We start from the raw sequence: 22,315 nt of genomic DNA on the forward strand, positions 1-22,315 counted from the left end.
GCGACAAGCCCCCACAGACCCGCAGCTGTACGAGGGCCGGTGGGGGGCGTCAGCCCTGCGTGCGCGCCAGCGCAAGCTCCAGCACAACCAGCAGAGCGTCCCGCACAGAGCCCCGCTCCCGGGCGTCGAACACGATCACCGGGACGCGCTCGGCGACGTCGAGCGCCCAGCGGACCTCGTCCAGGGTGTGCTCGACCTTCCCGTCGAAGGCGTTGACGGCGACGGCGAACGGGATCTGGCGGTGCTCGAAGTAGTCGACGGCCGCGTAGCAGTCGTCGAGTCGGCGGGTGTCCACGATGACGAGGCCGCCGACCGCGCCCTCCACGATGTCGTCCCACATGAACCCGAACCGCTCCTGGCCCGGCGTGCCGAACAGATACAGCTTCAGCGTCGGGTCGATGGTGATGCACCCGAAGTCCATCGCCACCGTGGTCGTGGTCTTGCGCGGGGTGTGACTGAGGTCGTCCACGCCCGCCGCGACCTCCGTGATCGCGGCCTCGGTGGTCAGCGGCTCGATCTCGGAGATCGCGCCCACGGCGGTGGTCTTGCCCACGCCGAAACCGCCCGCGATCACCATCTTGACCGGCAGCGGCGGTCGTACGGCGGCCACCGGGTCGGCCGGGGCGAGGGCGGCCGGTTCAGTCGGTGTCACGGAGTACCCCTCGGGAGTTCGGGATGGCGCGGAGGCCATCGATCACCCTGCGCAGGACGGATGCGTCGTGGGTGACGTCGACGTCGGGCACGTACACCGTCAGATGCCCGGCGGCGCGCAGGTCCTCGGCGAGGACCCGCACGACGTTGAGGTGCAGCCGCAGCCGGGCCGCCAGCTCCGCGACGGACTGCGGCAGCCGGCAGGCGGCGACGATGTCGTGCTGCTCGAAGGAGAGCCCGTCGAGCACGGCGAGCCCCTCGACGGTGGCCACCACCTGGGTCTCGACCGGCATCGGCCGGCCGGACGCCGTCGGCGCCACCCGGCCGGCGGTGACCAGGAACGGCCGTACGGCGGGGGCGGGGCCGACCGGGTCGGGGCCCGGAGGTGGGGAGCCGTCCGCCATGGGTCGCCCGTCCCGGTCAGAGGGCCGTCGGCGAGCCGACGCTGTTCTTCAGCGCGAGCACGAGCTGCGGGCTGAGCGCGCTGCCGGCCCGGTTGGCGAACAGCGTCATCTCGTAGGCGATGTTGCCCAGCTTGGCCTCCTTGTCGGTCACGACGCCGAGCACGGCGCCGCTGCCGATCGCGGAGACCAGGACATGGCCGCCCTCCAGGTCGATGATGACCTTGTTGAGGCCGCCCAGGCCGTAGTTGCCGGACGCGCCGGCGGCCAGGCTGGTGATGCCGGAGACGATCGCGGCCAGCCGCTCGGAGTCGGCGTGCTCGCGCAGCTCCGACACGGCGATGAGCAGCCCGTCGGACGACACCGCGATGGCGTCGACGACGCCTGCGGTCTCGGTCGCGAAACGGTTCAGCAGCCAGGTGAAGTCGGCTGCGGCGGCCTGCAGTTCGGCGTGCGTGGTGGCTCCCGTGGGAGGTTTGTCGCCTGTCGACATGCTCACTGCTCGGCTCCTTCCGGGAGGTGGTTCTGGTCGTGCGGGTCGGTGGTCGCGGGCCGGCTGCCGGCGGCGCTGTCGCGGTGCGCCCGCTCCACGGCCGCCTCGAACTCGTCGAGTGCGTCCCGTACGGCGTCGGCGTCGGCCGGCCGCGGGGCCTGCCGCGCCGCCTGCTGGGCGGCGGCGTCGACGGTCGTACGGAGAGTGGCACCGCGGACGCGGCGACGCAGGGGGCGCGAGGAGCCGTCGCCCAGGGGCGCCCGGCCGGTCCCGGCCGGGGCGGACAGCGTTGTCGTGCCGGGGGTGACCTGGGAAGACGATACCTCTGGCCCAACCCCCGAAGAGCGGGCGGGGGTTGTGTCTTCGGCCCGCGAGTGGCTCACGTCGCCGGCCCCCTCGGCGCGGGCCTGGGGGACGAACGGGGCCTGCCCGGAGCCGGACCGGGAGGGGAGAGGGGGCGTTGCGTCCGTCGTCGCATGCGGGGCGGGTGCGGTTGGTGTCGCGTCCGCGGCCGCCCTCGTGGCGGGGGTACGGGGTGCTGTATCCGCTGCCGTGCTGGGCGCCTCGTCCGTGGCCGCACCGGGCGTGGGTGCGGTCGGTGTCGCGTCCGCTGCCGCGCCTGTGGCGGGTGTGTGCGGTGCCGCGTCGATTGCGTTGCCCGGCGCCTCGTCCGTGGCCGTCTCGGGCGTGGGTGCGGTCGGTCTCGCGTCTGCGGTCGCCCTCGTGGCAGGTGTGTGCGGTGCCGCGTCTGCTGCCGTGCTGGGCGCCTCGGCCGTGGCCGTACCGGGCGTGGGTGCGGTCGGGCTCGCGTCCGCTGCCGGTCCCGTGGCGAGTGTGTGCGGCGCCTCGGCCGTCGACGTGACCGGCGCAGAGCTGTTCGGTGCTGCGTGCGCCTCCGTGGTGGCTGTGCTCGGTGCTTCGTCCGCCGCCTCCCGGCGCGGTACCCGGCGGGGGAGCGGTCCGGGGTGGCCGGTGTACCCGGGGTCGTCCGCCGGTCGGCTGGTCTCCTCGACGGCGGCGGACCGGCGGGGGCCGGCGACGGCGCCGGGCACCGGCAGGTCAGCGGCCCGGTCGGACCCCTCGTCGGCGGTCCGGGTGCCGGTGAGTGGCGCGCCGGGCGCCCGCCCTGCCGACCCCGCGGTGACTTCGCCCCGGTCCGCCGTGGTGCCGACCGGGCTCATCGTCAGCAGCAGTGACGACGGAACCGTCACCTCCGCCGTCATACCGCCGCCCGGCGTGCGGGTCAGCTCGACCCCGACGTCCCAGCGGCGCGCCAGCGTGCCGACCACGAACAGGCCGAGCACCTTCGTCGGCACCACGTCCAGCCGTTCGCGGCGGATCAGCCGGGCGTTCTCCTCGGCGAGCCGCTCGGCGCTCATGCCGAGGCCGTGGTCGGAGATGACGATGGAGGCGCCGCCCGCAAGGGCCGCTTCCGCGCCGGAGGTGTCCCGTACGTACACCTCGACCGGGCTGCCCGCGGGCGAGAACGAGACGGCGTTCTCGAGGAGTTCGGCCACCATCAGCGTCAGGTCGCCGATGATGTCGGGCTCGACCATGACCTCGGTGCGCGCATGCAGCCGTACCCGCTGGAAGCCCTCGATCTGGCCGAGCGCGGCACGTACGACGTTGGTGAGGGCGGTGGGACCGGAGTCGAGGACCGTCTCGCGGATGCCGGCGAGCAGCATCAGGCTGTCCGCGTTGCGGCGCAGACGGACGGCGATGTGGTCGATGGAGTAGAGGCGTTCGAGGAGGGCCGGGTCGGTCTCGCCTCGTTCCACCGCGTCGATCAGAGCCAGTTGACGAGTCGTCAGGTTGCTGACCCGGCGGCCGACGTTGCCGAACATCTCGGCGACGTTGCGGCGGCTGAGCACCTGCCGTTCCAGCAGCGCGATCGCGGTGGTCTGCACGCGGTTGAACACCTCGGCCAGCTCGCCGATCTCGTCGTCCGCGGTGACCGGCATCTCGCGCAGCATCGGCGGGCTGTCGTCCTCGGCGTCGTCGTCGGCCACCCGGGCCAGTTCGCGGCCCGCCACCTCGGCGACCTCCTGCGCGGCGCCGGTGAGGGCCTGTACCGGACGGACCACCGAGCGGCGCACCAGCACCGAGAAGGCGAGCCAGAGGACGAAGCCGAGCAGGGCCGCGGTCAGCAGCAGGCCGGCGCGCCACCAGGCCTTGGTGGAGGCGTGGTCGGCGCCGTCGGCGATCTGGCCGATCAGGGACGAGGTGATCTTCAGCCGGGCCGCCGCCTGCTCGGGGTAGGCGGGATAGTCGCTCAGCGCCTTCTGGAACGCCGCCTTGATCTCCGCCGGCGTGGTGGCCTGCAGGGTGCTGGGGGCGACCTGGAGCTCGGCGTACGCCTCGGCGATGTCCTGCTGGGCGCGGGTGTGCTCGATGCCGGAGAGCTCGTCGGCCTGCTGCTCGGTGGCGAACCGGGCGAATCGCTCGGCCTGGTTGGTGTAGAGCTGGTACGCGCCGACTGCGGTCGTGAACTCGATCTGCGCGTTCGTGTCACCGGTCGTCGCGGAGAACACGCCGGTCTCGAAGGAGCCGTGCGCGGCGTCGGCGCGCAGCAGCGAGTCCAGCAGGTTGCCGGTGAAGGTGGCCGCAAGCTCCGCGTTGCGGTCGAGGCCCAGACCGGCGATCACGGTCCTGGCGGCGTTGTCGTAGGCGGGGTCGATATTGCTCGCGGGCAGATAGCTCTGCTCGACCGTCCCGCGCAGGCTGGTGAGGCCCTCGACCTCCTTCAGCGCCTGCGCCGCGCTGTCCGGCAGCGCGTCGCCGAAGGCCTTGCGCACCTTCGCGATCTGCGTGTCGACCGCGTCCTGTGCCTTGCGGTAGGCGGAGAGCGTGGACTGGACGCCGCGGCCCTTGGCCTCGTAGCGCACGGAGAGCAGGATCGCCAGTTGGTGCTCGCTCTCCAGGTCGTTGACCAGCGAGGCCACCTGCTCGCTGTTGCGCACGAGATCCGCCGCGGACGCCGCGTCCCGGGCCTGGCCCACCTGGCCGGCGATGAGATAGGAGAGCAGGACGGCCACGACGGCCAGGGGTACGCCGACCAGGAGGTTGAGCTTGCGCCGGAACGACCACCGGTCGGCGAAGCCCCGTATGCCGTCCACCTCGGACGCGGACACCGGGCCTCCTTCATGGGGTGGGTCTCCGCGCGCGCGGCCCCCCGGATGCACGCGTATGACCGATTCTGATCGTTGGGCTGCGTGGAGACTATCGCCTCATTGAATGATCAAGCACGTTGCCCTACGTCAAGAATCGATTACAAAGCGCCTCTGTTTCAATCCCGTTCTGTTCACGTTGCATTCACAACTGATCACGCATTGAGGCCAATCGGTGACCAGGCAGCTCTTGACTGAGTAAGAACAGGCTGGATTGGATCAGTTCCAGAGTTTGCTTCTCATCAATCCCCCGAGTCCGGAACGGGAATCGTGACTTCCAACGCCGCACGCAGCAGGTCCATCAAGAGCTACTCCGCGACGGCCGTCGCGCTCGCCGCGACCACGGCCCTGCTGGCGGGATGTGGCTCCTCGAACGACAGCAACTCCTCCAACCCGCTCGACGGGGGCAAGTCCGACGGCAAGACCGTCGTCGTCGGCTCGAACAACTTCGCCGAGAGCATCCTGCTCGCCGACATCTACGGCGAGGCCCTGAAGGCCAAGGGTGTCAAGGTCACTTACAAGCCGAACATCGGCAGCCGTGAGACGACATACGGGCTGCTGAAGAACGGCTCCATCACCGTGCTGCCGGAGTACAACGGCGCGCTGCTGGCCTACCTCGACGCCAAGGCCGCGCCGAAGACGGTCGAGGCGACCACGGCCGCGATCGAGGCCAAGCTGGACTCCAAGCTGACGCTCCTCGACCCTGCCTCCGCGCAGGACAAGGACTCGGTCACGGTCAACAAGGCCACCGCCGACAAGTACAAGCTGACGTCCGCGTCCAGCATCGCGGACCTCGAGGGCATCGCGAAGGACCTGACCATCGGCGCCTCGCCCGAGTTCCAGACCCGGCAGCAGGGCCTGGTGGGCCTGAAGTCCGTGTACGGCCTGGAGTTCAAGGGCTTCAAGGCGCTGGACGCGGGCGGCCCGCTGACCCAGGCGGCGCTGAAGAAGAACACGGTGCAGGCCGCGGACCTCTTCACCACCGACCCGACCATCACCAAGGAGAAGCACGTCGTCCTGCAGGACCCGAAGAACCTCTTCGGGTTCGAGAATGTGCAGCCGCTCGTCTACAAGAGCGGCCTGTCCTCCGCGGGCGTGGCCGCGCTCAACGCGGTCTCGGCCAAGCTCGACACCAAGGCCCTGCTCGACCTGGACTCCCAGGTCCAGCTCGAGAACAAGGACCCGCTGGACGTCGCCAAGGCCTGGCTGAAGTCGGCCGGCCTGGGCTGACCCCCGAACGCATACGACGCGGGCGTCCCCACTGCGGGGGCGCCCGCGTCGTATGCGCGGACCGGGTCAGTAGCCGACGTAGAAGGTCGCGTCCTGCTTCTCGGTGGTGGTCGAGATCGGGTCGATGCGCAGGACGAAGTCGGAGTGGCGGATGTACCGGGTCGGGTTGTTGTACGAGCGGAAGGACGACCAGGAGGAGTCGGCGAGGCCCGCGGTCTTGTAGAACGTGGCGTCCGCGGCGAACGTCGACGTGCCGTCGTTCACGTCGAGTTGGAGCGCGTAGTTGTAGTGCCGCAGGTAGCGGGTCGGGTAGTTGACCGACTGGAAGGACACGCCCGAGCTGTCGGCGAGGCCCGGGACCAGCTTCCACTGGGAGTCGGTGTACGGGTCGAAGGCGTACTCGTCGATCCGGCCGACGAAGTTGGAGTGGCGGACGTAGCGGGCCGGATAGTTGTAGGACTTCAGCCGGTTCCAGGCGGGGGTGCCCCACTTGGCGATCAGGTTGTTGTACTCGGTCGCGGTGATCGGCTGGATGCCGCAGTGCTTGGAGTTCAGGGGCTGCGTGTAGATCTTCTGGTCGAGGGCCGTCCAGGTGCCGGCGGCCAGGCTGCTGGTCTGCCAGGCGTAGAAGACGCCGTTCGGCGACCAGGTGTCGCCCCACAGGTACCAAGTGGAGCTCGACGTCAGGGACTTGACCAGGGTCGGGGCCTCGGTGCCGTTGTGCGAGACGGCGGTGCTGAACTCCGTGAAGCTGCCCGGGTTCAGCGAGGTGGAGCGGGCGCCGACCAGGGTCGAGTTCTTCTTGAAGTAGAGGTAGTTGACGCCGTTCACGCCGATCGCCAGGTCGCCGTCGATGACGTCGTAGCCCGGGTCGAAGAAGACCTGGGGGCTGCCCGCGGTCACGAAGTCGCTGGTGTAGTTCACCATGATGACGTTGTGGCCGCTGGAGTTCACGGCCGAGTAGATCACGCCGTACGTGCCGCGGTTCGCGTCCCAGTAGGCCTCGGGCGCCCAGCTGTGGGTGTCCATGTCGTGCAGCTTCATCCGCCGGTAGCCGGTGAAGGTGCGCAGGTCGGTGGAGTCCCAGACGTGGATGTACTGGCTGACGTACGTCCAGTCGGTGCCCTTGAGGTCGGTGGCGAGCACGACGAAGGTGCCGTCCTGCTTGCGCAGGATGAAGGGGTCGCGCAGGCCCGTGGAGCCCGCGGTCGGGGTGGCCACGGGGGCGTTCTGGTTGAGCGGGGTCCACTGCAGGCCGTCGGGGCTGACGGCCAGGTGCAGGCCGTAGTTGGCGGCCAGCATGTCCGGCGACTCGGTGAAGTAGCACATGACATAGGCCGAGTTGGTGGCGGCCCGCGCGGTTCCCGCGCCGAGGGCCAGCGCACCGGTGGCGGCGAGCGGAACGGCCGCCGCCATACCGAGGAAGGAGCGGCGGGAGGGGTGGGGGTGCTCGGGGTGCGGCGTCGCGTTCATGCGTGCTCCATGGGGGCGTGCGGGGGTGCCCGACGGGGTCGATCGACGGCCGATCGTGGTCGATATCTCGAACCAAGTTCGGTAAATCGATCAGAAGTTAAGGATGTGGCACGTGTGCGTCAATAAAACGGTCGCGCTTGGCTGATTTTCGCCGTTCACTTTTCCGTTTGCCGTGGATCACCTGTGTGGACCGCCGACGCGATCAACTGGTCGATCAGGGCGATCAGTACGTCCCTGGACGACTCCCGCTCGCGCGCGTCGCACAGCAGCACCTGGACGTGGTCCGGGAGGGCCAGGGCCTCGCGGATCTCGTCGGGCGGGTAGGGGTGGTCGCCGTAGAAGCCGTTGACGCCCACCACGAAGGGGATGTTCCGGCGTTCGAAGAAGTCGATGGCGGCGAAGCTGGTCTCCGGGCGGCGGACGTCGATGAGGACGACCGCGCCCAGGGCGCCCAGGGCGAGGTCGTTCCACATGAACCAGAAGCGCTGCTGGCCCGGCGTGCCGAAGAGGTAGAGGACGAGATCGCTGCCGATGGAGATGCGGCCGAAGTCCAGGGCCACGGTGGTGGCCGTCTTCTCCTCGATGCCGTCCAGGTCGTCGACGCCCAGGCCGGCGGCGGTCAGCGGCTCCTCGGTGCGCAGCGGGGCGATCTCGCTGACCGAGCCGACCATGGTGGTCTTGCCGACGCCGAAGCCCCCGGCGATCAGGATCTTCACCGTGTCGGGCGCCGCCCGGGTGATGGCGTCAGAGCCGGCCAAGGCCGTCCCTCACTTTCTGCAGCAGGTCCAGGACTTCCGGTTGGCAGGAGACGGGGTGCGGGGGGCGGACGGTGATGCGGCCGCTCTCCAGCAGATCGCAGAGCATGATCACGACCACGCTCACCGGCAGGTCCAGCAGTGCGGCGAGTTCCGCGACGGCGATCGGCTCGGCGCAGCGGCGCAGGATGCGCCGGTGCTCGGGCTGCGGCCGGGTGGCCCAGGTCGGCGGCGGGTCCACCGCGGTCACCGTCGTGATGAGCGTGAAGTCGGCACGGCTGGGCCGGGTCCGCCCGCCGGTCAGCGCGAACAGCCGTACCAGGCGGCCGTCCGTGTCGCCTTCGCCCACCTCACGCGCCGGAGTCGACGGTGGGGCCGAGGCCCGCCCGCGGTGCTGCACTGAGGTGCTCGCCGATCTTCTTCACCAGCATGTTCATCTGGTACGCCACCACACCGACGTCCGCGCCCTGACTGGTGAGGACGACGAGATGGGCGCCCGGGCCGGCCGAGGTCAGTATCAGATAGCTGTGCGCCATCTCGATCAGCGCCTGCCGCACCGGGCCGCCGCGGAAGTCCATGCTGACGCCCTTGCTCAGGCTCATCAGCCCGGACGCGGTGGCCGCCAGCCGCTCGGCGTCGTCGCGCAGGAACCCGGTGGACTTGCTGACGACCAGCCCGTCCTCGGAGAGCACCACCGCGTGGTTCACCTCGGCGACCCGCTCCACGAGTCCGGTCAGCAGCTGGTCCAGCTGGGTATGGGTGGCTGGGATGGGGCGTGTCATGGCGGTGTTCCTTCGTCAGCGGTCGGCGGGCGGAGTCGAGGGGACGGTGGTGCCTTCGGTGGAGGGGTGTGCACCCGGTTCCCGAGTGACGGGTGCTTCCCCGTGGTCCTGGTCCTGGCCGTACTGCGTCTCGGAGTCGTCGTCACGCGCCTGGAGCGTGCCGCGCTGGAAACCGGCGAGCGAGGAGGCGGCCTGCTCCGCGGTGAACTCCTCGGCGTGGCCGTTCAGTTCACCGCCGACGGGCTCCTCGCGCAGCTCGGTGGCCAGGCTGGTCTGGGGGACGCGGCGCGGGAGCGGGGCGAGGCCGTCGCGCCGGGCGGAAGGCGCGGAGGCGGACGCGGTGCGCGCCGGAGCGGCAGGGCGGGGCTCCCGTACGGGCCGAGCGGGCTTCTCCGCGGCGGCCGGTTCGTCCGCGACGGGGGCGTCGTCGTCGGAGACGGCGGGCGTCGCCTCCCGTACGACGATCTCGTGCGGGAGCAGCACGATCGCCGTCGTGCCGCCGTACGGCGACGGACGCAGGGTGACCGCGATGCCGTGCCGGGTGGCGAGGCGGGCGATCACGAACATGCCGAGCCGGAGGTCGTCCGCGAGCGCCACCACGTCGAACTGCGGCTCCACTGCCAGCTGGGCGTTGAAGGAGGCGTAGTCCTCCTCGGACAGGCCGAGGCCGCGGTCCTCGACCTCGATGGCCAGGCCCTTGGCGACCAGCGCGGCCCGCACCCCGACCGGGGCCGGCGCCGGCGAGTACACGGTCGCGTTGTCGATCAGCTCGGCCAGCAGGTGGATCACGTCGGCCACCGCGGGCGGCGCGATGTACACGTCCTCGTCGGTGTGCACCTCGACCCGCTGGTACTCGGCGACCTCGCCGACGGAGCTGCGCAGGATGTCGATCAGCGCGACCGGCTCGCGCCAGCTGCGCCGCGGCTGCTCTCCGCTGATGATGACCAGGTTCTCCTCGTAGCGGCGCAACTGGCTAGCCGTGGAGTCCAGTTCGTACAGGCCCTTGAGGACGTCCGGGTCGGAGTGGCTGCGCTCCAGCGCGTCCAGTTTGGTCAGCTGCAGGTTGACCAGGTTCTGGCTCTGCCGGGCGATGCCGAGGATGACCTTCTGGAAGCCGCGCCGGGTGTCGGCGAGCTCGACCGCGGTGTGCACCGCCGTGCGCTGCGCCTTGTTGAACGCCCGCGCCACCTGGCCGAGTTCGTCACGGCCGTAGTCCAGCGGCGGGGTCGCCTCGTCCGCGTCGACCTTCTCGCCCCGGTCCAGGCGGGCCACCACGTCCGGCAGCCGCTCCTCGGCCAGGCTCAGGGTGGCCTCCCTGAGGCCGCGCAGCCGCCGGGACAGGGAGCGGGTGATCCGCCAGGACATGCCCACGCACAGCAGCAGGGCGATCAGCCCGCCCGCGCTCAGCGAGGCGGCGGTGAGCAGCAGGCTGTCGGCGTTGTCGGCGCTGCGGTCGAGCAGCCCGGACGTCTGGTTCTGGATCAGCTTCGTGTACTCGTCACCGACCTTGCCGAACGCGGCGGCCCACCGCTTCTGCACGTCGGGCAGCGGGACCTTCCCGCCGGCGGCGGACGACCGGGCCGCGAGCACCTGGTCCTCGATGTCCTGCAGGGTCTGCCAGTCGGAGCTCTGCAGGATCCGCTCGGTCTGGGTCTTGGCGCTGCCCTTCAACGAGGGGACGATCTGGTCCTCGACGAGCCACCGCCGGGTGTTCACGAGCTGCGCGAACGTGGTCCACGTCTTCTCGCCGAGGTGCCCGCTCGGCCAGGCCAGAGTGAGCTGGGTGTCCTCCTGGGAGGTCAGCTCCGCCGCGTGCTCCAGCGCGACGAGCGGGCCGGCCTGCGAGGTGAGGTCGCCGTCGTCGACCTGGGAGAGCTCCTGGAAGGCGTGTATCTGGTCGTCGATGATCGAGCTGTACTGGTCCAGCGCCTGCGCGGCGGTGATGTCGGTGGGGTCGTCGACCTGGCCCCGGTAGTACTCCAGGCTGCCCACGGAGCCGACGACCGAGTACAGCCGGTCCGAGATGCGCGCGGGCGCCTTCTTGATCGCGTCGGACTGGCCGACCAGCTTCGCGACCGCCTTGTCGGTCTCCTTGCGCTGCGCGTCCAGCGCGGCCCGGGAGCCGTGCGGGTCGGCCAGCCAGGCGGCCGACAGGCTGCGCTCCTGCTGCAGCGCGAGCGTCGCGTCGGTGCCCATGGCCCCCGTCGACCGGCTCAGCTCCGTCTGCCCCCGCAGGCGCAACCCCTCGTTGAAGATCTGCGTGGTCGTCAGGGCCCACATCGCGGCGAGGGTGACGCTGGGCACCAGGGCCAGCAGGATCAGGGAGAGACGTATGGAGCCGAGACGGCGCCGGGCACCTGTCCGTGGAGACATCGTCGTCCTAGGCGGTCAGCGGAGCGGAGGGGGCGGAGGGGGAAACACGGGGATGGCCGTGAGCGGGGAGAGAAGGGGTGCACAGGATGCTATCCGTACAAGTGACCGCACGTGCCACAGGTCTCCGAATCTTTCGCGACATTGATGTACGAAGTGTCGCTCGGCGTGCGGCTCAGCGTGTGCCGCGCGCCGCGAACCTGGCGACCGAGGCCACGTTGGCCTTGGTCACGAAGGCCGGGCCGGTGAGCACCGGAGACACACCGCCGCCGCTCGCGTTGCCGTTGGTCCGGTACAGCCACAGTGCGTCCACCGCGAGATAGCCCTGCAGATACGGCTGTTGATCCACCGCGAACTGCACGTCACCGCTCTCGACGGCCTTCACCAGGTCCTGGTTGAGGTCGAAGGTCGCGACACGGGCCTTGCCGCCCGACTGCTCGACCGACTTCACCGCGGTGAGCGCCACCTGGGCGCTCAGGGTGACCACTTCGTCGATCGTCGGGTCCTGCCGCAGCCTGGCGGTGATCGCGGCGGCGGTCGCGTTCGCGTCGGTGCCCTCGACGTAGAGCATCTCGGTCCTGCCGTCGAAGGTCTTCTTCACGCCGGCGCAGCGGGCCTCCAGGGCTACGTTGCCGCGCTCGTGGATCACGCACAGGGCGTGCTTGGCCCTGAGACTGTCGAGCTTGTTGCCGACCGCCCGCCCGGCGAGGCTCTCGTCCTGCCCGAAGAACTCCAGGACCCCCTCGGACTGCCAGGAGTCGATGCCGGAGTTGAGGCCGACCACGGGTATGTCCGCCGCCTTGGCCGCGGCGATCGGGCCCCGCATCGCCTGCGGCTTGGCGAGCGTCACCGCGATGCCGTCGACCTTCTGGCGGACCGAGTCCCGCACCAGCTCGGCCTGCCCCGCCGCGTCGGAGTCATTGGCGTACGTCAGGTCGATGTCGTCCTTCGCCGCGGCGTCCTCGGCGCCCTTCTTCACCAGGTTCCAGAAGGTGTCGCCCGGCGAGGCGTGCGTGACCAGGGCGACCTTGAGACGGGCGGTGCCCGCCCTGCCGGCGCCGTCCGCGGCGGAGTCGGTCCGGCCGCCGGACGCGGAGCAGCCGGCCGCGAGCAGGCAGACGGCCACGGCCAGGGCCGCGATGCGCGCGGATCTGTGGGGAGCGGGGGGTGGGGGCGGAGTGTTCATGAGGGTGCGGCACCTCGCTGTGCGGCCGAGCAGAGCGGAACGGCGAGAGGAGTCCCCGAACGACGTCCGACACGTCGTACACCGTCCGGATTGACTCTCGCTGGCCGGAGCCAATCGCGTGTGACCGCCGGTAGTCAAGTGATCAGCAACATTGAGTGAGTTGTTGCTGCCGCATCGTGATGATGCATTCCGGCTGGCAGGGGGGTCGTCTACGGTTTGCGGGCTACGGCACGGCTCGTTACGGCTTACGGGCCACCGCCCCGTACATGGCGATGTCCGCGTCGCGGATCACTTCGCCGTCCGTTCCGTCCGGATGCCACTTGTGGACCTGGACGATGCCCGGCGCGACGAGTTCGAGGCCCTCGAAGAACTCCTCGGCCTCGGCGAAGGTGCGCAGCCGCATCGGCATGTCGCGGGCCGCGTACTCGCGGGCGACCCGGCCGACCTCCTGAGGTGCGAACTCGGCGGTACCGATGGACATCGCCAGATGGCTGCCCGGGGGGAGCGGTTCGAGGAGGCGGCGGACGATGCCGACGGCGTCGTGCTCGTCGAGGAGGAAGTGGACGATCGCGACGACGGTCAGGGCAACCGGCTCACCCAGGTCCAGGGTGTCGCGGAAGGCGGGGCTGTCGAGGATGGCCTGCGGATCGCGCATGTCCGCCTCGACATACGAAGTCCTGCCCTCCGGCGTGCTGTTCAGCAGGCGCTGGGAGAGGGCGAGGACGAGCGGGTCGTTGTCGACGTACACGACCCGGGAGGCGGGGGCCGCCGACTGGGCGATCTCATGGATGTTGGGCGAGGTCGGTATGCCGGTGCCGATGTCGAGGAACTGCCGTATCCCCGCCTCCTCGGCCAGCCATCGCACGGCACGGTTCATCCAGTCGCGGTTGGCCCGCATGTGGATCGGCAGGGCGGGCCACTCCCGGCACATGGCGTCGCCCGCCTCCTGGTCCGCGGGGTAGTAGTCCTTTCCGCCCAGGATGTAGTCGTAGATCCGCGCGGCGTGCGCGGTCCCGTCCGCGGCGGAGCCGCTGTCGGCTGCAGTGATGCGCCCGATCGGCCGGGCACTGTCCTCGGGCACGGCGGCCCCTCCCGTAACGTCGTCGATCTCCACGAAACCTCGACAACTAACTTCGTCAACTCACAGGCGCCGCAAACCACTTGGGCCACAGCAGTCGCGGGCTCAACCGGTGTGGTCCTACGACCCTCGCGGGTGCGGCGTGCGGGGCCGGGTGTGTGGGAAATCGACACCGCGGACGGCTTCGATGGAAGGAATCGTCCATCTGAGGCCGCCGGCTGGAGGACCCTCTCCTGCCGCCTCCACGCTGAGCCGTGGCCGGTCGGGCGCCCTGCATGCCGGGGTGCCGGCCGGCGTGTCTACGACGGTGGAGAGGAACCCCGATGACTGCAGAGCGCGTACTGACACCGACTCCCACGGCGTACCGATGGCGGTGGCCGGCGCTCGCCGCCCTGCTGCTCGGTGAGGCGATGAACCTGCTGGACGCGACCATCGTCCAGGTCGCCGCGCCGGCGATCCATGCCGATCTCGGCGGGTCGGTCTCCGACATCCAGTGGTTCACGACTGCCTACACCCTGCCGTTCGCGGTGCTGCTGATCACCGGCGGCCGGCTCGGTGACATCGCCGGCCGCAAGCGCCTGTTCGTGATCGGTGTCACGGGATTCATGCTCGCGTCCGTCGCGTGCGCCGTGGCGACGTCGGTGGGGCTCTTGATCGCCTTCCGGGTGCTGCAGGGTGCGGCCGCGGCCGTGATCATTCCCCAGACCATAGGGCTGATCAAGGTCATGTTCGCCGGGCCAGAGGTGTCCAAGGCCCTCGGCAGCATCGGCCCCGTGATGGGGCTGGCGGCGGTCTGCGGACCGGTACTCGGCGGTGTGCTCACCCACGCCGACCTGTTCGGCTCCTCGTGGCGCGCGGCGTTCCTGGTGAACGTCCCGCTCTCGCTGGTCGTGCTCGCGATCTCGCCCAGGCTGCTGGAGAACCGCGCGCCGAAGCGGCCCACCCTCGACCTGACCGGCATGCTGCTGGCCGCGGCCGGCATCGGGCTCGTCGTGTATCCGCTGATCGGTGCGGACCTCTCCGGGTTGTCGGGGTTGTCGGCTTGGAGCTGGGGGGCCGTCGTGGCCGGGCTGTGCCTGATGGCTGTGTTCGCGGTGCACCAGCGTGTGGTGGCCGCGGCCGGGCGCAGCCCGCTGGTGGAGCCGAGCCTGTTCGCCCACCGCGGCTTCCCGGCCGCACTGGTGACGTCGACATCCTTCTTCGCGGTCACCAACGGCCTGATGACGGTCATCGTCCTTCAGCTCCAACTGGGCCTGGGCGTCGATGCGTTGAAGGCCGGACTGACACTGGCGCCGTGGTCGGTGGGGCTGGCCGTCGCGTCCTGGATCGCCGGGGCGTACCTGGTCAAGCGGTACGGGCACCGGGTGATGGCGCTCGGCCTCGCGGTGCTGTTGGCGGGTGCGCTGTCGGCCATCGCGGTGTACCGCGCGGCGGACGCGGGCTCCTACCCCACGCCGCTGCTGCTCGCGCTGGGGGTGGTGGGGGTCGGTGTGGGTCTGTTCAGCCCCGCCTTCTTCACCATCGCCCTGAAGCCGCTGCGGCCTCAGGAGATCGGCTCGGCTGCGGGGCTGCTCAATGCGGTGCAGCAGCTGGGCGCCACGCTTGGGGTTGCGGTCCTCGGCAGCGTGTACCTGGGCGCTGCGGGTTCCGGCTCTGCGGCGTCGGCGCTGCGGGCGGTGCAGATGGCGTTCTGGGGCGCGGTTGTGCTGGTCGTGGTGAGCTTTGCGGCGAGCCGGATGATGGTTCCCCGCCCCCGCCGCCCGTAGCCGTCCCGTCCCGGGGGCCAGCCCCCGGACCCCCGCTCCTCAAACGCCGGAGGGGCTGATTTTCGCCGGCGGGGGCCTGATCTTTTTCGCCGGCCGGGGCTTGATCTTTCACCCCGGCCGGCGTTCGATCTTTCAGCCCGTCCGGCGTTTGAGGACGAGGCCGTTCAGGCCGAAAGCGGGGGCCTGGGGGCGGCAGCCCCCAGGGACGGTCACCTCACCGGCGGTGCCAAGTACCCGGCAGTATCCCAGCGATCAGCGGACTCGCTGCCTTGAGGTTCTGGAGGACCGGGCTGGTTTCCAGCGTGTGGATCGCGTCCAGGGAGCCGAGGCGGTGGACCAGGTAGCGGTGCAGGTCGGCGGGGTCGCGGCAGAGGGCCTGGGCGACCAGGTTGGTGGGGCCCGTGGTGGCCGCGACGAAGGCCAGTTCGTCGTGGCCCGCCAGCGTGGTCGCCACGCGATCCAGATGGGCGGGCCGCACCGACATCCACAGCAGCGCCCGAGTGTTGACGCCGAAGTGGCCGGCATCGACCTCGACGTCGAAGAAGACCGTGCCGCCCGCCCGCAGATCCGCGAGCCGCCGTGCCACGGTCACCGGGGACCAGCCGGTCGCCTGCGCGAGCTCGGCGTGCGTGGCCCGCCCGTCCTTCTGCAGGGCGAGCAGCAACTCGGCGTCCGCGTCAGCGAGTTGGCGTGGTACCGGCACATAGGACGTGTCGGCCGTCTCGTGCTCACGCAGGACGCGCTGCTGCCGCTCGTCCAGCGTGCCGGCGCTCCGGCGCCAGTTCGTCGGGCCGCCCAGATAGGTGTGCAGCAGGCAGTGCGCGGACACCGCGGTGATGCTGCCGGTGCGTGGAATGTCGTGCAGGAGAAGGGAGTTGCCCGCAGCCGAGTCCGTCGCCGCGTGGATGATCGCCACGATCTCCGTACCGCCGGAGGCGAGCTTCACCCACGACGTGTCCTGACGGCGCACCAACGCTTGCGCCAGATCCCGCGCGGCACTCGCCACCACGGTGAGCCGGACCAGCCACTGCGTCTGCCCCGCCCGATGAGGGTCCGACAACCCCACGACCCGCAACGACGCCTCGGTGCGCAGCCGCCGGTAACGCCGGGCGACCGTCTGCGGCGAGACGTCGAGCGCGGCGGCGATCCGGCTGAACGGGGCGCGGCCGTCGATGTGCAGTGCGTGGATCAGGGCACGGTCCAGGTCGTCCAGCATGCACACATTCTTCAGTCACGTTCTTCAGCCGCGCACGGCGGCCTGTACGGTCTCGGCGGCCCGCGCTTCCTTCCTGCGCTGCCGTCGGCTGCGGCGCGGCTCCTGGTCGGGCAGCCAGCCGAAGACGAGGCAGCTGCCGACGGCTCCCAGGAGCAGGCCGATGAAGAAGCCGCCCAGGTTCGAGGTGAGCCAGGTGCCGAGGGAGGCCAGGATGCCGGTGATCGAGTAGAACAGGCGCTGGCCCGGGCTGAAGAGGGCCAGCAGACCGCACAGCAGCATCACGGCGGGCAGCAGGTACCCGGCCAGGCCCTGCATGCCGATGTGCATGACGACCTTCAGCGAGGCCTTCTCGGTGAGCAGGATCTCCGCCCCGCCCAGGGCGAGCAGCAGCCCGCCCCAGAACGGACGGCGGGCCCGCCACTGACGAAAAGCGGGCCGCACGCCTTGGTTCGGGGTGTCCGACATCAGCAGCCCGAGTCGCTGAACGACAGCTTCAGGCCGGGAAGCTTGAACACACCTGCGGTGGTCGCGTAGTTCGTCTGCCGCAGGTTGTCGATGTGCACCGTGTCGGCCTGCTGGCTGAAGACGCCCTTCTTGCCCTTGACGCCGGCCTTGGTGAGCGTGCTGGCGTCGTTGCCGATCTCGATGTTCTTGAACGCCGCGTCGCCGGACAGCTCGGTGGAGTCGGTGGTCAGGTCGGTCGCCTGCACCTTCGACGCGCCGGCGCCCGCCTTGATCAGCAGGTTCGTGCCGCCCAGGTCGACGCTCTGGCAGAGGCTGTCCAGCGTCGCGTTCTTGATGGCGGAGGTGACGATCAGCACCTGGCCGCCGGTGTCGCCCGCGTTCGGGCTGTCCGGGATCATGCTGTCGAGGTCGCCGAACTGCTCGAAGCCGGTGCCGTCGAGGGACTTGGCGGTGACCGTGAACGGCATGCCGGAGATGGAGAACTGCACTCCCAGCGCCCCCTCCGCGGTCATGATCGCGAGGCCGGCTGCGACCGCGACGGCCGGGACCGCCATCACAGCGGCGCGGCGCAGCCGGACCCGCCCGCGTCTCGCGGGGTCGGACGCGGAACCGCTTTCCGGGTTCCCTGGGGTGTGGTCGGCGGACGACGTGACGTCCGAGGACGAGGCCATTTCTGCTCCCATGTGCATAGTTTTTGCGGGTTGGGCATCAGCGGCACGTTGTCCTGGCGCGGACAGCGGACGGCGGCGCACGCCTCCTCACAACTCCCGGCGGGCGTAAGGGCTTTCTCGTACTCCGCAGTAGCCGACGAGGAAGTTACCCGCGGTTAGTTTCGAGGGTCAAGGGAGTTGTGAAAAAAGGATGATGGTTGTGCCTCACCTGTGCGCCAGTGGGTGGTGAGGCTCGCCCCGACTCCTTGAACGATCGTCAACTCCCTTGTCACTCCTTGACGTTGACTGACCATCAGGTCTACAACTTCCCCTGGCTTCCCCCAGATCCGTGGCGCCGGATCCCACCGCGCGGCATCGTCCGCGTTCCCGGAAACCCAGACCCCCACGCCCTTCGACGGTTCCGCACGGGCACTTCCCCCCTGGTCCGTGCGGGCCGACTCTCCCCGCCCGGTTCGGCAGGCGGCCCTCCCCACGGGTCTTCGGCCGGTCACCGGCCGGTCGCCGTTGCCGGTCCGTCACGTACGGAGAAGGCGTCACGGACCGGCAACGGCGGACGCAGGCTCGCGTCCCCCCACGCCACTTTCGAGCCCCACATTTCAGCAAGCCTCAGCCCCCACATCTCGGTAAGCCTCAGCCCCCACATCTCAGAAAAGAGAGACCCCCGCATGCGTACTCGGACCCTCATCACCCTCGTCGGTGCCGTCGCCGCCCTCTCGATCCCCGCCGCCGTTCCTGCCTCGGCGGCCGACACCCCCGTCCTCACCACCGGTTCGGCGGGCGGCACCGCCGTAGCGGTCGGCGATGTCCTTTCCGCACCGCTGGCCGGCGGCACCAGCGCCACCCTCTACTCCAGCGCGACCGGCACCAGCGGCGTGAAGTGCACGTCGTCGACGTTCACCGCCACCGTCACCGACAACCCCACCGCGCCCGGCACGGCCACCGAGTCGGTCAGCGGGCAGACCTTCGACAGCAGCAGCTGCACCAGCAATGTCATCGGTGTCACCGGCGTCACCAGCATCACGGTCGACAACCTGCCCTACACCACATCCGTGGCCTCCGACGGCACCATCACCGTGACCCCGGCGAGCGGCTCCACCATCCAGACCACGGTCAAGCTGAAGACCCTGCTGGGCAGCATCACCTGCGTCTACCAGGCCCCCAGCCTGACCGGCACGGCCGACAACACCGACAACAGCATCAACTTCACCAGCCAGCAGTTCACCAAGACGTCCGGTTCGTCGCTCTGCTTCAGCAGCGGCTACTTCACCGCCAAGTACGCCCCGGTGACCGACAACGGCGCGGCGGTCTACGTCAACTGACCTCAGAGCAGGGGTAGTTCAGCGTCGACGCAGACGCAGCGCCAGGGCGGCGCCGCCGGTGAGAACCAGCACCGCAGCGGCGCCGCCCGCCAGCATGGGCGCGGACGGGCCCGAGCCGGCGGTGGAGGTCGAGGCCACCGGGGTGCTGTCGGGGGCGGTGGAGTCCTGCCGGGGTGTCGCCGCGGCCCCGGCCGTCCGGGACGGGGTCGTACGAGGTGAGGGCGTGGCGGTAGGACTGCTGCTTGCGCTCTTCCTGTCGCCGCCGGCGTCGTTCCCCGACGCTGCGGAACCGCCGCCCTTACCGCTCGTGCCGCTCTTGGCGGCCCCGAACACCACGTCCGAGCACGAGTAGTACGTGTCCGTCGTGCTGCTGTTCTGCCAGATCGTGTAGAGCACCTGGTGACCGGTCCGGTCGGACGGCAGCTTCGCGGTGATGCGGTATGCGCCGTTCGTCAGGGCCGGGTCCTTGACCGACGCGAACGGCTTGTCCGGCAGCTCGGACCAGGCCAGCGGCTTCTTCGGGTCGTAGCCGGGCTTGGTGAGGTAGAGCTCGAACGTGCCGGTGTGCGGGATCGTCGAGGCGTACTTCATCGTCAGCGTCGCGCCCGGCTTCAGGGTCGTCGACGGCCAGTCGGAGCGGGCGAGGTCGAGACCCTTGTAGGCGGGCAGACCGCCGCTGCACAGCTTTCCGTCGGGGATGACCTGCCGGTCCCTGCCGTTCACGTCCGCGACCCGCAGGTTGTCCCAGAACGTGAAGGGGGCGCCGTTCGCGGCGACGGCCGCCTTGCAGGCCGGCGACTGCGCGTTGGCGCCGCCGTCGGGGGAGCAGGCGTAGGTCCTGCTGACCGGATCCGTGGGCGCGCCGTGTGCCTGTGCGGGGCCCGCCGCCCACAGGGGCAGCAGGAACGGGGTCACGAGGGCGGCCGCCAGGGCGGTGCGGTGTGCGGTCATCCGGGGCATCCGGAACGTCTCCTCGGCCGGCGTGGAACGGTGTGCTCCCGTGGAGTACGGGAAACCGGCCCGGCGCGTTCACCGCGCAATGGTTGCCACGAAGGGGGCAATCCCGGCCAACGAGCCGACACCCAGGGGGTGTTTCCGGCCGGATCGAGGGTTTCCCCTGTATTCACATGACCATCCCTTTGCCTATTGTTCGAGCACAGCCGACCCACAGGTAACCCCGGACGGGTCGATGCTCGCGCCTGGCCCGCCACCGCGCCGCTCTTCGCTTTTCGCTTCACCCCCCGCCGCTTCGACGAGGAAGCGATTCCCCCGCCGCTCCGCGCTGCCCGGAGCCGGCCACGAAAGGCAAACCCCGTGCGTACACCCCCTGCAGGCGGACGGAAGCTGATATCCGTCGCCGCGGTCTCGGCCGCCCTCATCACCGCGGCCACCGCTTCGGTCGCCGTCGCCCAGGAGCCGGCGACCCGGTCGGCCGCGGTACCGGCCGCCCAGGCCGAGGCCGCCCCCGGCACCCCGGCCGAGCGCCTCATCGTCGGCTACAAGTCCGGCGCGGAGGAGGCCAAGTCGAACAAGGCCGCCGCGGCCGACGCCGCGGCCAAGGGCAAAGAGGCCGGCGAGGACGTCGACTTCCGGCGCCGCCTCGGCACCGGTGCCGCCCTCGTCGACCTGGGCGAGAGGACCACCACGGCCCAAGTCGCCGACGTCGTCGCCGAGTTCAGGGCCGACCCGCAGGTCGCCTACGTCGTCCCGGACCGCCTGAACCGGCCGCAGGCCGACCCGAACGACACCGAGTACAGCAAGCAGTGGGACCTGTTCGAGTCGACGGCCGGCATGAACGTGCCCGGCGCCTGGAACACCACCACCGGCTCCGGCGTCACCGTCGCCGTCATCGACACCGGCTACGTCACCCACTCCGACCTCGCCGCGAACATCGTCGGCGGCTACGACTTCATCGCCGACACCGCGGTGTCCGTCGACGGCGACGGGCGCGACAGCAACCCGGCCGACCCGGGCGACTGGTACAACGCGAACGACTGCGGCGACGGCATCCCCGCCTCCAGCTCCTCCTGGCACGGCACCCATGTCGCCGGCACCATCGCCGCCGCCACGAACAACAACAAGGGCGTCGCGGGCATCGCGTACGGCGCGAAGATCTCCCCGCTGCGCGTGCTCGGCAAGTGCGGCGGCTACGACTCCGACATCATCGACGCCATCACCTGGGCGTCCGGCGGCTCCGTCTCGGGCGTGCCCGCCAACTCCAATGTCGCCAAGGTCATCAACATGAGCCTGGGCGGCGACGGCGCCTGCTCCTCGGCGACCCAGAGCGCCATCACCGCAGCCGTGAACCGCGGTACGACCGTCGTCGTGGCCGCGGGCAACGACAACGACAACGTCGCGAACCACTCGCCGGGCAACTGCAACAACGTCATCTCGGTCGCGGCCACCAACCGCTCCGGTGCGAAGGCGTCCTACTCCAACTACGGTGCGGGCGTGGACATTTCGGCGCCCGGCGGTCAGACCAGCACCGGTAGCGCCAACGGCATCCTCTCCACCCTCAACTCCGGCACCAGGACGCCGTCCTCGGAGTCGTATGCCTACTACCAGGGCACCAGCATGGCCACCCCGCACATCGCGGGCCTGGTCGCGCTGATGAAGTCGGCGAATTCGGCGCTGACCCCGGCGCAGATCGAGACGGCCATCAAGAACAACGCCCGTGCCCTGCCCGGCAGTTGCTCCGGCGGCTGCGGTGCGGGCCTGGCGGACGCGGCGAAGACCGTGGCAGCCGTGGCGTCCTCCGGCGGAACGACCGGCGGCACCACCTTCTCCACCGCCACCGCCACCGCCATCCCGGACAACGGCTCGGCGATCGAGTCCTCCATCACCGTCAGCGGCCGCAGCGGCAGTGCCCCCACCGCACTTCAGGTGGGCGTCGACATCACCCACACCTACCGCGGTGACCTGGTGATCGACCTGGTCGCCCCGGACGGCTCGACGTACCGGTTGAAGGGCGCAAGCTCCTCGGACTCGGCCGACAACGTCAACACCACCTACACCGTGGACGCTTCGAGCGAGACCGCCAACGGCACCTGGAAGCTGCGCGTCCAGGACACGGCGGCGCAGGACACGGGCACCCTCAACAGCTGGAAGCTGACCTTCTGACAGGGGTTTCCCGCAGGACGCGCACGCGTCTGTTCAACGGGCGGGGCGGGCGGGGGGGCGGGGGGCCCCCCCCCCCCCCCCCCCGGGGGCCAGGGGCCGGAGCATCTCCGGGGGCCCCCCCACTAGTTGTAAAACAACCCGGGGCCCGCGTAACTGGGCGGGGGGCGCCCGC

Annotated in this window: 19 protein-coding genes; 4 read left to right on the plus strand and 15 right to left on the minus strand. The window is 70.4% G+C overall.

Annotation, left to right across the window (positions count from 1 at the left end; translation table 11 throughout):
- Window positions 1-49: 49 nt before the first annotated feature.
- From ACFY10_RS09975 to ACFY10_RS09990, 4 genes are read right to left on the minus strand one after another with little or no spacing between them, the layout of a single operon-like run.
- Window positions 50-652 (minus strand): ATP/GTP-binding protein, encoded by a 603-nt coding sequence (locus tag ACFY10_RS09975; protein WP_390664562.1) that lies wholly within the window; start codon window positions 650-652, stop codon window positions 50-52.
- On the minus strand, window positions 639-1,055 hold the full coding sequence (locus ACFY10_RS09980; protein WP_030940041.1) for a DUF742 domain-containing protein: 417 nt from the start codon (window positions 1,053-1,055) through the stop codon (window positions 639-641). Before ACFY10_RS09980 ends, ACFY10_RS09975 begins: the two co-directional genes overlap by 14 nt.
- 16 nt (window positions 1,056-1,071) lie before the next feature.
- Window positions 1,072-1,551, minus strand: coding sequence for a roadblock/LC7 domain-containing protein (locus ACFY10_RS09985; RefSeq protein ID WP_390664563.1), 480 nt, complete (start codon window positions 1,549-1,551; stop codon window positions 1,072-1,074).
- Entirely contained in the window at window positions 1,548-4,676 is a 3,129-nt protein-coding gene (locus ACFY10_RS09990; protein ID WP_390664564.1) for an ATP-binding protein, read from the minus strand. The genes ACFY10_RS09985 and ACFY10_RS09990 overlap by 4 nt, the downstream gene beginning before the upstream one ends.
- Window positions 4,677-4,982: 306 nt before the next feature.
- On the opposite strand from ACFY10_RS09990, the gene ACFY10_RS09995 reads away from it, so the two are divergent.
- On the plus strand, window positions 4,983-5,942 hold the full coding sequence (locus ACFY10_RS09995; RefSeq protein WP_390664565.1) for an ABC transporter substrate-binding protein: 960 nt from the start codon (window positions 4,983-4,985) through the stop codon (window positions 5,940-5,942).
- Window positions 5,943-6,008: 66 nt separating this feature from the next.
- Here the strand turns inward: ACFY10_RS09995 and ACFY10_RS10000 are convergent, their stop codons facing one another.
- The 7 genes from ACFY10_RS10000 to ACFY10_RS10030 all read right to left on the minus strand — a co-directional run bounded on the left by ACFY10_RS10000 (window position 6,009) and on the right by ACFY10_RS10030 (window position 13,556).
- Window positions 6,009-7,415, minus strand: a complete 1,407-nt coding sequence (locus tag ACFY10_RS10000; RefSeq protein ID WP_390664566.1) for a glycoside hydrolase family 43 protein — start codon at window positions 7,413-7,415, stop codon at window positions 6,009-6,011.
- 155 nt (window positions 7,416-7,570) lie between these two features.
- Window positions 7,571-8,173, minus strand: coding sequence for an ATP/GTP-binding protein (locus ACFY10_RS10005; RefSeq protein WP_390664567.1), 603 nt, complete (start codon window positions 8,171-8,173; stop codon window positions 7,571-7,573).
- Entirely contained in the window at window positions 8,160-8,519 is a 360-nt protein-coding gene (locus ACFY10_RS10010) for a DUF742 domain-containing protein (RefSeq protein ID WP_390664568.1), read from the minus strand. Before ACFY10_RS10010 ends, ACFY10_RS10005 begins: the two co-directional genes overlap by 14 nt.
- Before the next feature lies 1 nt (window position 8,520).
- The gene (locus ACFY10_RS10015) at window positions 8,521-8,952 is read right to left on the minus strand and encodes a roadblock/LC7 domain-containing protein (protein ID WP_275773826.1); all 432 of its coding nucleotides are present in this window, start codon (window positions 8,950-8,952) and stop codon (window positions 8,521-8,523) included.
- Between the two features lie 15 nt (window positions 8,953-8,967).
- Window positions 8,968-11,325, minus strand: coding sequence for a nitrate- and nitrite sensing domain-containing protein (locus tag ACFY10_RS10020; RefSeq protein ID WP_390664569.1), 2,358 nt, complete (start codon window positions 11,323-11,325; stop codon window positions 8,968-8,970).
- 172 nt (window positions 11,326-11,497) lie between these two features.
- Entirely contained in the window at window positions 11,498-12,508 is a 1,011-nt protein-coding gene (locus ACFY10_RS10025; RefSeq protein ID WP_390664570.1) for a substrate-binding domain-containing protein, read from the minus strand.
- A gap of 238 nt (window positions 12,509-12,746) precedes the next feature.
- On the minus strand, window positions 12,747-13,556 hold the full coding sequence (locus tag ACFY10_RS10030) for an SAM-dependent methyltransferase (protein ID WP_390664924.1): 810 nt from the start codon (window positions 13,554-13,556) through the stop codon (window positions 12,747-12,749).
- Window positions 13,557-13,909: 353 nt separating this feature from the next.
- On the opposite strand from ACFY10_RS10030, the gene ACFY10_RS10035 reads away from it, so the two are divergent.
- Window positions 13,910-15,352, plus strand: coding sequence for an MFS transporter (locus ACFY10_RS10035; protein WP_390664571.1), 1,443 nt, complete (start codon window positions 13,910-13,912; stop codon window positions 15,350-15,352).
- 214 nt (window positions 15,353-15,566) lie between these two features.
- Here the strand turns inward: ACFY10_RS10035 and ACFY10_RS10040 are convergent, their stop codons facing one another.
- From ACFY10_RS10040 to ACFY10_RS10050, 3 genes are read right to left on the minus strand one after another with little or no spacing between them, the layout of a single operon-like run.
- A complete protein-coding gene (locus tag ACFY10_RS10040; protein ID WP_390664572.1) occupies window positions 15,567-16,568 on the minus strand; it encodes an Lrp/AsnC family transcriptional regulator in 1,002 nt (333 codons plus the stop codon).
- 24 nt (window positions 16,569-16,592) lie between these two features.
- Window positions 16,593-17,033 (minus strand): DUF6114 domain-containing protein, encoded by a 441-nt coding sequence (locus ACFY10_RS10045; RefSeq protein WP_390664573.1) that lies wholly within the window; start codon window positions 17,031-17,033, stop codon window positions 16,593-16,595.
- The gene (locus ACFY10_RS10050; protein WP_390664925.1) at window positions 17,033-17,704 is read right to left on the minus strand and encodes a DUF6230 family protein; all 672 of its coding nucleotides are present in this window, start codon (window positions 17,702-17,704) and stop codon (window positions 17,033-17,035) included. Before ACFY10_RS10050 ends, ACFY10_RS10045 begins: the two co-directional genes overlap by 1 nt.
- Window positions 17,705-18,369: 665 nt before the next feature.
- On the opposite strand from ACFY10_RS10050, the gene ACFY10_RS10055 reads away from it, so the two are divergent.
- Entirely contained in the window at window positions 18,370-19,023 is a 654-nt protein-coding gene (locus tag ACFY10_RS10055; RefSeq protein WP_390664574.1) for a Tat pathway signal sequence domain protein, read from the plus strand.
- Window positions 19,024-19,041: 18 nt separating this feature from the next.
- Here ACFY10_RS10055 and ACFY10_RS10060 read toward each other — a convergent pair whose 3' ends face one another.
- Window positions 19,042-19,983: a lytic polysaccharide monooxygenase gene (locus tag ACFY10_RS10060; protein WP_390664575.1), complete on the minus strand. Its 942-nt coding sequence runs from the start codon at window positions 19,981-19,983 to the stop codon at window positions 19,042-19,044.
- 354 nt (window positions 19,984-20,337) lie between these two features.
- On the opposite strand from ACFY10_RS10060, the gene ACFY10_RS10065 reads away from it, so the two are divergent.
- Window positions 20,338-22,143, plus strand: a complete 1,806-nt coding sequence (locus ACFY10_RS10065; protein WP_390664576.1) for a S8 family serine peptidase — start codon at window positions 20,338-20,340, stop codon at window positions 22,141-22,143.
- Window positions 22,144-22,315: the final 172 nt, after the last annotated feature.

It is taken from the genome of Streptomyces sp. NPDC001401 (genome assembly GCF_042895385.1).
GTDB lineage: Bacteria > Actinomycetota > Actinomycetes > Streptomycetales > Streptomycetaceae > Streptomyces.